At 70.3% G+C, this 14493-nt stretch carries 14 protein-coding genes; 9 read left to right on the top strand and 5 right to left on the bottom strand.

Annotated elements, in window-relative coordinates; all coding sequences use genetic code 11:
* Positions 1 to 8: 8 nt before the first annotated feature.
* From EBO36_RS04190 to EBO36_RS04210, 5 genes are read right to left on the bottom strand one after another with little or no spacing between them, the layout of a single operon-like run.
* Entirely contained in the window at positions 9 to 962 is a 954-nt protein-coding gene (locus EBO36_RS04190; protein ID WP_164471337.1) for a hydroxyacid dehydrogenase, read from the bottom strand.
* Positions 959 to 2404 carry an aldehyde dehydrogenase family protein gene (locus tag EBO36_RS04195; protein ID WP_122823508.1) on the bottom strand — a complete coding sequence of 482 codons (1446 nt, stop codon included), beginning with the start codon at positions 2402 to 2404 and terminating at the stop codon, positions 959 to 961. Before EBO36_RS04195 ends, EBO36_RS04190 begins: the two co-directional genes overlap by 4 nt.
* 42 nt (positions 2405 to 2446) lie before the next feature.
* Complete coding sequence (locus tag EBO36_RS04200) at positions 2447 to 3319, bottom strand: ABC transporter permease (RefSeq protein WP_222928768.1); 873 nt, start codon at positions 3317 to 3319, stop codon at positions 2447 to 2449.
* Positions 3320 to 3353: 34 nt separating this feature from the next.
* On the bottom strand, positions 3354 to 4298 hold the full coding sequence (nikB, locus tag EBO36_RS04205; protein ID WP_122823509.1) for a nickel ABC transporter permease: 945 nt from the start codon (positions 4296 to 4298) through the stop codon (positions 3354 to 3356).
* Positions 4295 to 4768, bottom strand: coding sequence for an Lrp/AsnC family transcriptional regulator (locus EBO36_RS04210; protein ID WP_164471338.1), 474 nt, complete (start codon positions 4766 to 4768; stop codon positions 4295 to 4297). Before EBO36_RS04210 ends, nikB begins: the two co-directional genes overlap by 4 nt.
* A 155-nt stretch (positions 4769 to 4923) precedes the next feature.
* Between EBO36_RS04210 and EBO36_RS04215 the strand changes: the two genes are divergently transcribed.
* The 9 genes from EBO36_RS04215 (at position 4924) to EBO36_RS04260 (ending at position 14469) form a co-directional block, all read left to right on the top strand.
* Positions 4924 to 5979, top strand: a complete 1056-nt coding sequence (locus EBO36_RS04215) for an ABC transporter ATP-binding protein (protein ID WP_122823511.1) — start codon at positions 4924 to 4926, stop codon at positions 5977 to 5979.
* Positions 5972 to 6964 (top strand): ABC transporter ATP-binding protein, encoded by a 993-nt coding sequence (locus EBO36_RS04220; RefSeq protein ID WP_122823512.1) that lies wholly within the window; start codon positions 5972 to 5974, stop codon positions 6962 to 6964. Before EBO36_RS04215 ends, EBO36_RS04220 begins: the two co-directional genes overlap by 8 nt.
* Positions 6965 to 7088: 124 nt before the next feature.
* Entirely contained in the window at positions 7089 to 8153 is a 1065-nt protein-coding gene (locus tag EBO36_RS15430; protein ID WP_222928769.1) for a GntR family transcriptional regulator, read from the top strand.
* Entirely contained in the window at positions 8137 to 9018 is an 882-nt protein-coding gene (locus tag EBO36_RS04235; RefSeq protein ID WP_164471339.1) for a tetratricopeptide repeat protein, read from the top strand. Before EBO36_RS15430 ends, EBO36_RS04235 begins: the two co-directional genes overlap by 17 nt.
* A 163-nt stretch (positions 9019 to 9181) precedes the next feature.
* The gene (locus EBO36_RS04240) at positions 9182 to 10813 is read left to right on the top strand and encodes an ABC transporter substrate-binding protein (RefSeq protein WP_164471340.1); all 1632 of its coding nucleotides are present in this window, start codon (positions 9182 to 9184) and stop codon (positions 10811 to 10813) included.
* A gap of 61 nt (positions 10814 to 10874) precedes the next feature.
* Positions 10875 to 12365, top strand: a complete 1491-nt coding sequence (locus EBO36_RS04245) for an ABC transporter substrate-binding protein (protein WP_122823516.1) — start codon at positions 10875 to 10877, stop codon at positions 12363 to 12365.
* Between the two features lie 31 nt (positions 12366 to 12396).
* Positions 12397 to 13257, top strand: a complete 861-nt coding sequence (locus EBO36_RS04250) for a tetratricopeptide repeat protein (protein WP_122823517.1) — start codon at positions 12397 to 12399, stop codon at positions 13255 to 13257.
* Positions 13258 to 13279: 22 nt separating this feature from the next.
* Complete coding sequence (locus EBO36_RS15240; RefSeq protein WP_164471341.1) at positions 13280 to 13489, top strand: tautomerase family protein; 210 nt, start codon at positions 13280 to 13282, stop codon at positions 13487 to 13489.
* A complete protein-coding gene (locus tag EBO36_RS04260) occupies positions 13486 to 14469 on the top strand; it encodes a D-2-hydroxyacid dehydrogenase (RefSeq protein WP_122823518.1) in 984 nt (327 codons plus the stop codon). Before EBO36_RS15240 ends, EBO36_RS04260 begins: the two co-directional genes overlap by 4 nt.
* Positions 14470 to 14493 lie beyond the last annotated feature (24 nt).

A 14493-nucleotide genomic window follows, 5' to 3' on the forward strand; every position in this document is an offset into this window, starting at 1 on the left:
CGGTCGCGCTAGGGGAGGCCGAGCGCCTCGAGGACCGCGTTGGCGACGTCGACGGCCATGCGATCCAGGGCCTCGTGCGTCATCGCGGCCATGTGCGGCGTGCAGAAGATGCCGGGCGTGTGCAGCAGGGGAGAGGCCGCCGGCGGGGGTTCGGGGTCGAACACGTCCAACGCAGCAGCAGTGATGCGGCCGCGCTCGACCGCCGCGACGAGCGCCGTCGGCTCCACGAGGGACGCCCGGGCGGAGTTGACGAGGATCGCCCCTGGCGGAAGCAGCGCGAGCTCCCGTTCGCCGAGGAGCGGCTGCCCCGGCCGCCCCGGTACGTGCAGGCTGACGACGTCGGACCCGGTGAGGAGCTCGTCGAGCGTCTCGACCCGCCGCACCCCGGCGAGCTCCATGACCGTCCCCTCGACGTACGGGTCGTACGCCGCGACGTCCATTCCCAAGGCCATCGCCTTGCACGCCACCGCGCGCCCGATTGCCCCGAAGCCGACGACCCCGAGGCGACGTGTGGTGATCTCGTGCCCGACGTACCCGCTCGCGACGACCTGGCCGGGCAACGACCTGCCTGGCGTGGAGAGCTCCCCGGCATGTAGCGCCCGGCTCGCGCCGAGCACCCCCTTGACGAGCAGGAGCATGACCGTCAGGGCGTACTCCGCGACCGACTCCGCGTTGCTGTGCGGCGTGTTGACGACGGCGATGCCCACCGCCCGGGCGTGGTCGAGGTCGATGTTGTCCAGCCCGGCACCGTGCCGGCCGATGACGCGTAGCCGTGGCGCGCGGTTGATGAGCTCCGCGGTCACCGGGGTCGAGCGGACCACCAGCGCCGCACACGTCGCCAGGGAGGCGTCGCGCCTGGCATCCGCTGTGCCGTCGAGGACTGTGACGTCGCACCGGGAGCGGAGCACCCGGAGACCGGAGTCCGCAATGGGCTCGAGGACGACGACGTGCGGCTGGCTCACCACGTCTCCCCGGCGGTGTAGACGGTCGCGAGCGTGGTGAAGAAGTCCTGCGCCGCGCGCCCCTGCTCGCGGGCGCCGTAGCTCGAGGCCTTCATCCCGCCGAACGGGACGTGAAGGTCCGTCGCCGCCGTCGAGCGGTTGATCATGATCATGCCGGCCTCGCTGTGCCGTTGGAAGTGCGAGGCGGTCGGTAGCGAGGAGGTGAAGATCGCCGCCGAGAGCCCGTAGTCGACGTCGTTGGCCACCGCGAGCGCCTCCTCGTAGGCCGCCACCTCGACGACGGCGGCGACCGGTCCGAACAGCTCCTCGCGGTTGAGCGGCATCCTCGCCGTCGTCCCGGTGAACAGCGCCGGACGCAGAAAGTTGCCCTCAGGGAGATCCTCGACGACGTTGCCCCCGACGGCGAGCTCGGCCCCCTCCGCGCGAGCGGCCGCGATCCCCTCGAGGTCCGACGCGAGCTGGCTCTCGCTGACGACCGGACCCATCGTCGTGGCCGGGTCGAGGGCCGGGCCGACGACGATCCGCCGGATCCGCGCCGCCAGGCGGTCGACGAACTCGTCGTGGACCGAGGTGTGCACGAGCAGCCGGCTGGCCGCGGTGCAGCGTTGGCCGGTCGCCCCGAAGGCGCCGTCGCACGCGGCCTGGGCGGCGGCGTCGAGGTCGGCGTCCTCCATGACGAGCAGCGCGTTCTTCCCGCCCATCTCGAGCTGGACCTTCTTCAGCCCGCTGGTGACCGCCGAGCCGGCGAGGCTGGTTCCCACCGCCGTGGACCCGGTGAACGTGACGGCGTCGATGTCGGGGCACGTGGCGATGCGCGCCCCGACGGTCGCACCCGGCCCGGCGACGAGGTTGAACACCCCGGCGGGCACACCGCAGTCATCGAGGATCCTCGCCAGCCGGAACGCGGTGGCGGGGACGAGGTCAGCCGGCTTGAAGACGACGGCGTTGCCGAAGGCCAGAGCGGGAGCGACCTTCCACGCGGGAATGGCGATGGGGAAGTTCCATGGCGTGATCACGCCGACGACGCCCACCGGCCGGCGCACGGTGTGGACCCGCGTCCCGGGCTGCAGGCCCTGGTAGACCTCACCCACCGGTTGGAGGAGGGCGTCGGCGAAGTAGCGGAACGTCCCCGCGGCACGGGTGACCTCGCCGGTGGCCTCGGCGAGCGTCTTGCCCTCTTCACGGGCGAGCGTGCGTGCCAGTGTGCCCGCGTCGCGGGCGATGCGATCCGCGACGCGGGCAAGGATCGCGGCGCGTTCCGCGTGCGAGGTGCGCGCCCAGCCCGGCTGGGCGCGGCGGGCGGCCGCGGCCGCCTCGTCCACGTCGTGCGCACCGGCCTGGCACGACAGGCCCAGGACGTCGCGCCGGCTCGACGGGTTGACGTCAGGGTGGACCGGCTCACCCGTCCAGCGACCGTCGATGAGATTGAGGAAGTGCTCCATCGTGCCCTCCGAACGGGCCGCTCCCGTGCGGCCGGATGTGGGTCAGATCCGCGCGCGCAGCCGAGGGTCCAAGGAGTCGCGCAGGGCGTCCCCGAGGAGGTTGAACCCCAGCACCGTGAGCATGATGAACAGGCCCGGCACCACCGACGGCCACATGGACAGCTCGATGAACGCCTTGCCGGAGGCGAGCATCGCGCCCCAGGACGGCGTGGGCGGCGGCACCCCCAGGCCGAGGTACCCGAGCGAGGCCTCGACGAGGATGGCATTGGCCAGGCTGATCGTGAACTGCACGGCGATGGGAGCCATGACGTTGGGGAGGACGTACCGGGTGATGATCCGGAAGTTCGACACCCCGACCGACCGCGCAGCCTCGACGTAGGGCTCGGCGCCGACGGCGAGCGCAGCTCCGCGGGTCACCCGCGCGAAGCTCGGCACGAAGACGACGACCAGTGCCAGGACGAGGTTGCGGACCTCCGGCCCGAGGGTGGAGACCACGGCCAGCGCCAGGAGGAGGGTCGGGAAGGCGAAGAGGATGTCCATGAACCGCATGGTCACGCCGTCGAGGATGCCCCGGTAGTACCCGGACACCAGGCCGAGCGCCACCCCGATGAGGCCCGCGAGGGTGACGACTGTCAGGCTCACCGTGAGCGAGGTGCGGGCCCCGTACAGCGCCCGGCTCAGCAGGTCGCGGCCGGCCTCGTCCGAGCCGAGGAGGAAGGTGGAGCTCGGGCCGACGAGGCGGTTGCCGGAGGACATCGCGAGAGGGTCGAACGGTGCGATCCAGGGCGCCAGCACGGCGGTCACCGTGATGACCACAACGAGGACGGCGCCGAGCATGCCGATGCGGTCACGGCGGAGCGTGGCGAGCACGTTCAGGCGGCCGCTGCGCCGGGCCCGGGGGACGGCGGCCGGCACGGTCGATGGGACGGGCGCGGGTACTTGAGTCTGGCTAGCCACGGCGCAACCTCGGGTCAAGGTAGAGGTAGAGGATGTCGACGATGAGGCTCACGGCGACGTAGAAGGCGGCGAGGAACAGCACGGTTCCCTGGACGACGGCGTAGTCGCGGTTGCCGATGGCGTTGATGACGAGGGTCCCGAGCCCGGGCCAGGAGAAGACCTGCTCGACCACGACGGTGCCGCCGAGCAGGGCGCCGGCCTGGATGCCGACGACGGTGACGACGGGGATGAGCGCGTTGCGCAGGCCGTGCGTCCCGATGACCGTCCGTGGGCGCAGGCCCTTGGACTCGGCCGTGCGGATGTAGTCCTGCCCGAGCACCTCCAGCATCGAGGAACGGGTCATCCGCACGGTGACGGCGGCCAGGCTCGTGCCCAGCGCCGTCGCCGGCAGGACGAGGTACTGGAAGTAGTCCCAGCTGAAGGAGAAGGGCACCGACCCGCCTGAGGGGAACCAGCGCAGCTGTACCGAGAACAGGGAGATCATGAGGATGCCGAGCCAGAAGTTGGGGACCGACAGCCCGAGGAGCGAGACGAAACGCGTCACGGAGTCCAGCACGCCGTTGCGCCGGGTGGCGGAGAGGACGCCGAAGGGGATCGCGATGATCACCGAGACGACGAGCGCGCTGATCGCGAGCTCTGCCGTGGCAGGGAAGCGGGTGAGGATCTCGTCCAGGACCGGGCGGCCGGTCCGGTAGGAGAACCCGAGGTCGCCCCGGAGCAGGGCCGCGAACCAGTCGACGAACTGGGCGTGCAGGGGTTTGTCCAGCCCGAAGTACCTGCGCATCTCCGCCTCGAGGGCGGGGTCGGAGTACTCGACGCCGAGGATGGAGTCGACCACGTCGCCGGGAACGAGGCGCACGATGACGAACGAGATCACGGAGATCCCGACGAGGACGGGGATCGCCGCGAGGAAGCGCAGCGCGATGGCCCTGATCATGCGGCCCCTCCTGGGGTGTCGTCCGTGGGGGACCCGCTCGCCGCGTCTGCCTGCGGGGCCGGCACGAACGTGTCGAGGATGAGCTCGGACTGCATCTCGACCACGCCGTCGACGGACCCGAGCCGGCTCATGGCGAAGTCACGCAGGGCAGCGGTCGACTCGAAGTGTCCGACCGCCGTGATGTCGAACTGCCCGGTGCACAGGTAGATGCGCTCGAGCTCAGGCATCGTGCGCATGGCGGCGATGACCTCGTCGATGAGGTGGGGAGCGCACCGGACGCGAAGCAGTGCGTGCGACTGCATGCCGAGGAACGACGGATCGACCTGTGCCTGGAATCGCAGTGTCCCGGACGCCACGAGGTTCTCGATGCGCCGCCGTACGGCGCCCTCGGTGAGTCCCACGGCCTTGCCCAGGGAGACGTTGCTCTGCCGGGCATCCCGGGTGAGCTCCTCGATGATGCGGCGGTCCACTGCCTTCGAACGGTCCGACACTCCGCCTCCCATCACGTCGACGTTTTGGGGAACGCTAGACTACGACTCTCGTATCTGCAACACTCCCGCCATCCGAACAACGTAGATCTCACCTGCGCACTCACGAGAGTCGCACAAGGGACGGAGAATCAGCCGTGCTCCTCGACGTGAAGAACCTGCAGACCGAGTTCCACGGCAGGTCGACGGTCGTCCGCGCCGTGGACGACGTCAGCCTCGACGTGGACGAGGGGGAGACGCTCGCGCTCGTCGGCGAGTCTGGTTCTGGCAAGTCGGTGACCGCCCTGTCGATCATGGGTCTCATCAAGGGACCGGCCGCTCGCGTCGTCGGTGGCGAGGTGCTCTACGAGGGGCGGGACGTCCTCCAGATGAGCGCGAAGGACGTCCGCGCGCTCCGTGGCACCGGCATCGCCATGGTCTTCCAGGACCCGATGACGTCCCTCAACCCGGCGCTCACGGTCGGGCGGCAGCTCACCGAGTCGGTGCGTCTGCACCGTGGGCTCGACCGGCGCCAGGCTCGGCGTCGAGCGGTCGAGCTCCTTGAGCTCGTGGGGATCTCGGAGCCGGAGAGCCGGCTGCGGTCCTACCCGCACCAGTTCTCCGGCGGGATGCGTCAGCGCGTGATGATCGCCATCGCGCTCGCGTGCGACCCGAAGCTCATCGTCGCCGACGAGATCACGACCGCGCTGGACGTGACGATCCAGGCGCAGATCCTCGACCTCCTGCGACGTCTCACCCGCGAGCTCGGCACCGCCGTCATCCTCATCAGTCACGACCTCGGGATCGTCGCCGGGATGGCCGAGCGGGTCAACGTCATGTACGGCGGCCAGATCGTGGAGTCGGCCTCGACCCGTGAGCTCTTCGCCAGCCCGAAGATGCCGTACACGTGGGGGCTGCTCGCCTCGATCCCTCGCCTGGACGAGCCGCGCTCGACAAAGCTCGTCCCCATCAAGGGCTCGCCACCAGACATGTCGAACCCACCACCCGGGTGCCGGTACCAGCCGCGCTGTCCGTTCGCCCGACCGGTCTGCGCCGAGCGCGCACCGCAGCTCGTCGAGGTCGGCGACGGGCCGGACGCCCACCTGGCGCGGTGCTGGGGGATGTCGCCCGAACCCGACGGGGGGTGGTTGCGCGGTGTCGACTGGCGCGCCGCGCAACGACTGAGCGCCGAGGAGGCGAGCACCGATGCCTGACGTCGTGACCAGTACCGAGAACCTTGTCGAGGCCACCGATCTTCGCGTGGAGTTCAAAGTCGGAGGCGGGGCCGGCGCCAGGCGCCGGACGCTGACCGCGGTGGACGGCATCAGCTTCGAGATCCGCCGGGGGGAGACCCTCGGGATGGTGGGAGAGTCGGGCAGCGGCAAGTCGACGACCGGCCGCGCGCTCCTCCAGCTCGACCGGCCGGCGGGCGGCTCGGTGCGCTTCGGCGGCACCGAGCTCACCACTCTCGGCACCCGCGAGCTGCGTTCCGCCCGCAGGCGGATGCAGATGATCTTCCAGGACCCCTACGCGTCGCTGAACCCGCGGATGACCATCGGCCAGACGATCGCCGACTCCCTGCTCGTCCACCGCGTCGGCACTGCCCGGGACCGCGGCGACCGGGTGGCGGAGATCCTCAGGACCGTCGGGCTCAACCCGGACTGGGCGCGTCGTTACCCCCACGAGTTCTCCGGTGGCCAGCGGCAGCGCACCGGGATCGCCCGCGCCCTGGCGGTCGAGCCCGACTTCGTGGTCGCTGACGAGCCGGTCTCCGCGCTGGATGTCTCCGTCCAGGCGCAGACGATCAACCTGCTCGAGTCCCTCCAGGAGAGCCTCGGGATCACCTTCCTGTTCATCGCCCACGACCTCGCCGTCGTGCGCCACCTGTCCGACCGGATCGCCGTGATGTACCTCGGCACGATCGTCGAGCTGTCCGACCGCGACGAGCTCTACCTCAATCCGGCGCACCCCTACACGCACTCGCTGCTGTCCGCGGTCCCGATCCCGGACCCGGTCGTGGAGTCGAAGCGGGAGCGCATCATCCTGCGTGGCGACATCCCTAGCCCCCTCAGGCCGCCGTCGGGCTGTCGCTTCCGCACGCGGTGCTGGAAGGCGCAGGAGCTGTGCGCCGAGGTCCCGCCCCCGCTGCTGGAGATCACACCCGGCCACACGGTGGCGTGCCACTTTCCCGAAACGTGAGACGCCCATGGTCCGGCCATGGTGGTCGCCCTAGTGTGTCGGTGAACCAACACGCCAGCACACCGTCCGCTCAGCGAGGAGGCCCCATGGACCACCACGGGAGCCAGCACGCGCGGGGCGACGCGTGAGCGCCTCGCCCGCGGGGCCTGCCGAGCCGACCGCCGTGGCCATGCCTGCGGCGAGCCTGCCTCTACGGATCATCGCGAACGATGCGACGCCGCTCTACCTGCAGATCGTGCTCCAGCTCAAACAGCTGATCCTCACCGGTGAGCTGCCCGACGGGGTCCAGCTTCCTGCGGTCCGGGTGCTCGCCGGCCACCTGGGGGTCAATCCCGGAACCGTGATGCAGGCCTACCGCGAGCTTGCGCACGCCGGCCTGACCGCCTCCCTCCGGGGCCGCGGGTCTGTCGTGCGCACTCTGAGCGGCCGGTCCGGTGACGTCCTCACCCGGGAGCGGATGCTCGACGCCGCCGTCGCCTCCCTCACGCTGCGCGCCCGCGCGCTGGGCTTCGACGCGGCACAGACGCAGCAGCGCGTTGCGGCAGCTCTCCTGAGCGCGCGCGAACCGGTGCCCGTGGTCTTCCTCGGGGTGAACGCAGCCCATGCGCGCAGCTACGCGGCGGACCTCGACGAGCGCTTCTCCGGGGCGGACGTCACCTTCGTCCCGCACTCGATGGCGGACATCCTCGCGCGGGACCCGGCCCTGCGCGCCCGGCTGGACACCGCGTACACCGTCCTGGCCTTCGCCTCGCGCGTACCGGAGGTTGAGCGTGCGCTCGACGACTGGGGCGTCGCGGCCGAGATCATCGGGGTGCGAGCCGAGATCACCGAGCGCAGTCGCCGCGCGCTCGCCCGGGTCGGGCCGGACCTGCCCTACACGCTCGTCACCGAGAAGCGCGCGGTGACGACCATCCTCGCGATGCTCAGGGTCGAGCCCGTGGAGGTGGTGGCCTGGGAGGAGGGGACGCCCCCCGACGACGCGCGCCTCCTGGAGGTCGCGCGCGGGAGCCACGCCATCGTCTACTCCTTCGGCGTCCGCGACGAGGTACTGGCACTGCCGGTGTCGCCGGAGCGGTTGCTGGCGCTCGAGTTCGAGCTCACCGAATCGACGGTGCGCGAGCTCGACAAACGGTGGGGCCATCGCACGACGACGGCATTGGGAAGGGTGGACGGTGGCAACACTCAGTGACGTCGACCGCTACATTCTGGCGGCCCGGCTCAAAGGCTATCTAGCGAATAATCAGGATGCCTTGGCTATCCTTTCCGAAGGATTGCACGACCATCCCGACGACGTCCGTCTGCTGCAATTGAGGGGAATTAAACGACTCATTGCGCGCGACCTGCCGGGCGCCCTGAGCGACCTCACGCGCGCCGCCGACGGGCTGGGCGGTCTGCCTGATTCCCGCGAGTTCTACCGAAGCGCGGTCGAGCAGGACGTCGTCAACCTCGTCCTCGGTCGTGGGGAGCGTGTGCGTGACCAGCGCACACCGGTCGACGAGCTGCCCGACGCCGCGCACGCGGCTCGAGGGACGCTCCACGCGACGACGTGGCACCACCTCGGGCTGGCCCGCTACCTCACCGGCGACTTTGCCGGTGCGGCTGAGGCTTTCAGCCGTGCGCGGCGGGCGGCCGTGGACGACCACCAGATCGTCACCGCGCTGGACTGGGAGTACATGTCCCTGCGGCGAGCCGGGCGTGACGAGGAGGCGGCGGCGGTGCTGCCCGCCCTGGATGACATCGCCTACGACCCCGAGCTGCTCGACTCGCCGTCGGTGCCCAACACGCTGCGGGGCTGGTACGTGCAACGGCTGCGGATGTACCGCGGGGAGCTGAGGCCGCAGGACCTGCTCAAGAACGACGTCAACGACCCGCTCGCCATCGCCACGCTCGGTCACGGCGTGGGCACCTGGTACCTGTACAACGGTCACCCGGCGGCAGCCAAACGTGCATTCCTGCGCGTCCTGGAACTCGGCGACCCCACGTCCGTGGGGCATCTCGCTGCTGGCCGCGAGTCAATTGTCTACGATTCTCGTAGTTTCTCGTCGAACCCGTAACGGTCCAATAACTTCTATGTACCGCCGGCCGGTCGGGCCGTAGCATTAACATACCGAACGGCGTCCTCATTGAACGTGCGATCGTGCATTGGTGCACGCCTGCCGCCCTCAGCGAGCCTCCGAAGGTGTTTCTCCGGCGTTCAACCCGAGAATGGAGTGTGACATGAGACGAAGCCGCATATCTCGAGGCCTGGTGGGCACCGGCCTGGTGGCGATCGCGCTGTCGGCGTGCTCGAGCGGGGGAGCCCCGCCGTCGGGAGACCCCACCACGTCCGCCGGGGGTGACCCGACGGCACCGCCGGCCATCACCGACGTCCATCTGCAGGACCCCGACATCGACGACCACGAGCCGCAGTACGGCGGGACCCTGCGGTTCCTGGCGCGGCTGGACGCCGACCAGATCGACCCTCACGTCGCGACCGACACCACGGGCATCATCTCGGGCGCCCTGGTCTACGAGGGTCTCGTCGAGAACGTCCGCGGTGAGATCGAGCCGCTCCTCGCCGAGTCGTGGGAGATCTCCGAGGACCAGCTCACGTACACCTTCGACCTGCGTGAGGACGTCGTCTTCCACAGCGGCCGACCGATGGCGGCCGAGGATGTCATCTACTCCCTCGAGCGGGTCATGGACCCCGCCACGTTGGCGCCGAACGCCTCGAGCTACTCGGCGATCGAGTCCCTCGAGGCACCGGACCCGTCCACCCTGGTCATCAACCTCTCGCGGCCGCACTCGCCGATGCTCTTCCTGCTCAGTGCGCTCTCCTCCTCGGTGGTGGACCGGGAGGTCGTGGAGAGCACGGGTCTCGACACGCCGCCCGGAGGCGGCACCGGCCCGTTCGTCTTCGCCGAGCACAACGTGGGCCGGAACCTTCGGCTCACGGCCAACGAGAACTACTGGCACCCCGAGCTTCCCTACCTCGAGGGCATCGACTTCACCTTCAACCCCGACGACAACGCGCGTGCGGCGGCCATCCGCAGCAACAGCGTCGACCTCCTCTTCCGTCCGGCGCCGGAGTTCATCGACAGCCTCAAGGAGGACGAGAACCTCAAGTGGTACGGAGGCTCCGGCTCCCTGTCGCTCCACCTGCTGCTCAACACCGCCCGGGAGCCCTTCGACGACGAGCGCGTGCGGCAGGCGATCTTCCTCGCGCTCGATCGGCAGGAGCTGCTCGACGTCGCCAACCAGGGGCAGGGCATCCCGCTCAACGGTGGGTACCTGCCGCCCGACCGCATGGGCGGGCTCCAGGAGGCCGTCTACGGCGAGCCGGACCTCGAGCGTGCACGCGAGCTGCTCGCCGAGGCGGGTTACGAGGACGGCTTCGAGGCCGAGCTCACCGTGATCGGAACCTCGGCCTTCCAGGTCCGGCAGGCAGAGGTCGAGCAGGCGCAGCTGGCCCAGATCGGCATCGAGATCACGATCAATCCGGTCGACGCGGCGGTGTCCCGCGAGATCACCGGGTCGGGTGACTTCGACATGTACCAGAGCGGCTTCGGGCTGCGCGCCGACCCCGACGAGCGGTTCTCCGCCGCGTTCACCACGGACGGCGGCCTCAACTACGCCAACTGGAGCGACGAGGAGTTCGACGCCCTCATCGAGGAGGCCCGTGCCTCGGCCTCGCAGGAGGAACGCGCCGAGCTCTACCAGCAGGCGGACCGCATCCTCGCCGAGCGGGGCCCAGCGGCGTTCACCATCCTCACCGCCGACTACGACGTCGTCTGGGAGAACGTCATGGGCTATCGGGGGGACTCCACGCCGAGCTTCTCGATCTACAAGCACCTCTGGCTGGCCCAGTAGCGCTCCGCGTGCGGGTGCCGGCCACCGGCACCCGCACGCGGCCCACCACGGAAGGACAGCGATGCTCACCCACGCGCGCCCGGACCTGCTCCGTTACGGCGCCACCCTCCCCGTGGACACCGTCGACCCCCTGTGCGGGCTGTGGGGCGAGGCGAGCTCCCTCGTCTTCTCCCGACCGTTCGCCGTCGACGAGCACGGCGCGCTGCGAGCCGATCTTGTGGGCGAGCACGCCACTGACGGCCTGCGGCACTGGCTCCGCCCCCGGCCCGGGGTGCTCTGGCACGACGGTGAGCCGCTGACGGTGGACGACCTGGCGCTCTCGCTCCGCCTGGTCACCGACCCGCAGTACCGTGGCGCGTTCAAGCAGCACATCGGTGGCGTGGTCGACGTCCAGGTCGACGGCGACGCGGTCGTCGTGGAGCTGGAGCGGCCCCAGCCCGGCCTGCTTCACGCACTCGCCAAGACGTGCGTCGTCCCCGCCCACCGCTTCACGCCGGAGCGGCTCGCCGCTGGCGACCTCGACCGTGAACCGGTCGGCACGGGTCCGTACCGGCTCGTGGTGCGCAGCTCCCGGGTATGTCGGCTCAGCCGCCACGAGGCGTTCCACGGGGGACCCGGTGCCATCGCGGAGATCGACATGATCGAGGTGGCCGATGACGAGGAACGGGCGGGGGCGCTCGTGTCCGGCGAGCTCGACCTCGCCCAGATCAAGGCGCAGCACGTGGCGTGGGTGTCCGGCACGCCCGGCCTGCGCGTGCATCCGATCCAGACCCGGGTGTGGCGAGCCCTCACCTTCAACCTCTCGCACCCGCTCCTGCGCGACCCGGCCGTCCGCCGCGGGCTGTCCCAGCTCATCGACCGCGAGGAGATCGTCGCGCGCGCCCTCGGCGGCCACGGCCGCCCGCAGTTCTACCCGGCGCCGCCGAGCTCGTGGGCGAGCCCGCCCGCACCGCCGGTGACCGGCCGGGACGTCGGGTTCGCGACGCTCCGCTCGGCGGGGTGCGAGCGGAACGTCGAGGGCGTGTGGAGCCGGGACGGGGCCGAGCTCGCCCTGACCCTCGCCTACCTGCGCACCGAGACCTTCCGCGCCGTCGCCAGCGAGGTGATCGCCGAGCAGCTCACGCGCTGCGGTGTTCCCGTGTCCCTCGTGCCGATCACGTGGGAGCAGTACCGCGCGATGGACTCCACCGGACTTCGTGGATCGGAGTTCGACGGCATCGTCGTCGGGTGGAGCGGCGGGGTGGATCCCTACGAGAACCTCGCCGTCCGGTACTCCTCGACCGGCGCCTACAACCGCGACGGCTACCACGACGACGAGGTCGACGCGCTGCTCGACCAGGCGGTGGCGAGCGCGGACCGGAAGCACGCCACGGCGCTCTACCACCGCGTCCTCGAGATCACCCACCGCGACTCGATCATGGCGCCGCTGGTCAACCCCGAGTACCTCTTCGCCGCTCGTGACGACCTCACCGGCTTCGAGGACTTCGAGGTCGACAGCTTCTACGAGTTCCCCCAGTACGCCCACCGAATCCGGCACACCGCCCCGCGGTGAGCAGACAGACCCGGCAGAAAGGCCATCTCCCATGCCCACACCCGCGCGGCTGGACCGCTACATCATCGCAGCGCGTCTCAAGGGGTACCTCGGCAAGCACGAGGACGCCGTTGCGCTCCTCTCCGAGGCTCTCACCGAGGACCCCGGCAACACCAGGCTCCTGCGCTTCCGCGGCCACCGGCGCATCTCGGTGCGCGACTTCGAGGGAGCGATCGCCGACCTGCGTGAGGCCGTCGCGACCCTGCCGGACGTCGAGGACGAGTACGAGCTCTACCAGCGCGACGTCGAGCCCGACGCGATGCGGCTCATCATCGGTGACGCGGTCGAGCGCGACCACCACCCGAAGGTCGCAGCAATCCAGGGCACCCCCGAGGCGGAGCAGTACATGACCACGCTGCACACGGCCGTGTGGTACCACCTCGCCGTCGCCCTCTACGTCTCCGGTCGGCTCACGGAGGCCCTCGACGCCTTCAGCCATGCCTACCGCACCGCCTTGCACTACGAGGGCAAGGTGGCCAGCCTCGACTGGTCGTACATGATCCTGCGCCGCCTCGGTCGCGATGAGGAGGCTGCGGAGATCCTCGGTCGCTTCTCCGGCCTCGTCGAGGAGTTCGACGCCCAGGGCGTGGGCTACCACGAGCGGCTCCAGCTCTACACGGGTGAGATCGCACCCGAGGAGCTGGCGACGCGGATCTCCGACAACCCCCTGCTGGTCGCCACGGTCGGGTACGGCCTGGGCAACTGGTACCTGTACAACGGCCGTCCGGACGAGGCCCACGCCGCGTTCCAGCGTGTCCTGGACACCGGCGCCACCCACGCCTTCGCCTACATCGCCGTCGAGGCCGAGCTGGCCGGTCGCGGCGAGCTCGCCAGCGCCTCCCGCTCGCACTGACCCCTACCGAGAGGACTTCCCCATGGCCATCATCCGAGTCGAGATGGGCGCCCGCCCGCAGGAGGAGCGCGAGGAGATCATCGCCCGCCTCACCGACGTCATGGTCGACTTCGGCTCCCCCCGCGAGAACACGCACGTCATCCTGTACGAGGTGTCCTACGACGTCTGGGCCAAGGGCGGCGTGCCCTATTCCAAGCGCGCGAAGCAGGCATCGCACGGCGACGCGTCATGAAGGGGGCCGACAGCCGGCGGACGGTCCTCGTGAGCGAGAACCTCGCTGACCGGATGCCACACCTTGGCGAGCAGTACCCCGGCGTTCGGTTCGTGCCGGTGCCGATGAAGGGCGCAGAGCTGCGCGAGGAGTACCTCGAGGCCGAGGCGATGTTCCGTTCGGCGATGGACGAGGACCTGTTCGACCGGATCGTCGACGGCGCACCGAAGCTGAGCTGGGTGCAGATCGCCGCGGCGGGTTTCGACTGGATGGGCGGGCCCGCCCTCGAGCGGAGGCTGGGGGAGGGGTTGCAGATGACCCGCTCAGGAAACTCCTTCAACGCACCCATCGCCGAGTACGCCATCGGCACGATGATCTCCATGGCCAGGCAGCTCCCGGACTACTACCGCGCCCAGCAGGAGCACCGTTGGGCGCGGTACGTCGGGCGTGACTTCGCGGGTTCGACCGTCGGGATCTTCGGGACGGGGGCGATCGGGCAGGAGGTCGCCTGGCGGACGACCGCGCTGAGGGCCACCGCGCTCGGCGTCAGCCGGTCGGGCCGGCCGGTCGACGGCTTCGCCGAGGTGCACCCGTCGAGCTCCCTCGCCGAGGTGCTGCCCAGGTGCGACTTCGTCGTCCTGGCGATGCCCCTCACTCCCGAGACGCGGCACATGTTCGGCGCGGAGCAGTTCGCGGGGATGAAGCCCACCGCGGTGGTGGTCAACGTCGGCCGCGGTGCCCTCATCGACGACGACGCACTCATCAGCGCGCTGACGTCCGGGCAGATCGCGGGTGCCGTGCTCGACGCGTTCGTCGACGAGCCGCTGCCGGCCGACAGCCCGCTGTGGGGCACGCCGAACGCCGTCATCACGCCGCACACCTCGTTCCGCACCGACGGGAACGACGTGCGGTTGTGCACCGACTTCTGCGTCAACCTCGACCACTTCCTCGCCGGCAGACCGCTGGTGGGCACGATGAAAGAGCCGGCGCTGGGCTACTGACCCACCACCGTCGCGGGCAGATGC

Source organism: Georgenia faecalis (assembly GCF_003710105.1).
In the GTDB taxonomy this organism is placed as follows: Bacteria; Actinomycetota; Actinomycetes; order Actinomycetales; family Actinomycetaceae; genus Georgenia_A; species Georgenia_A faecalis.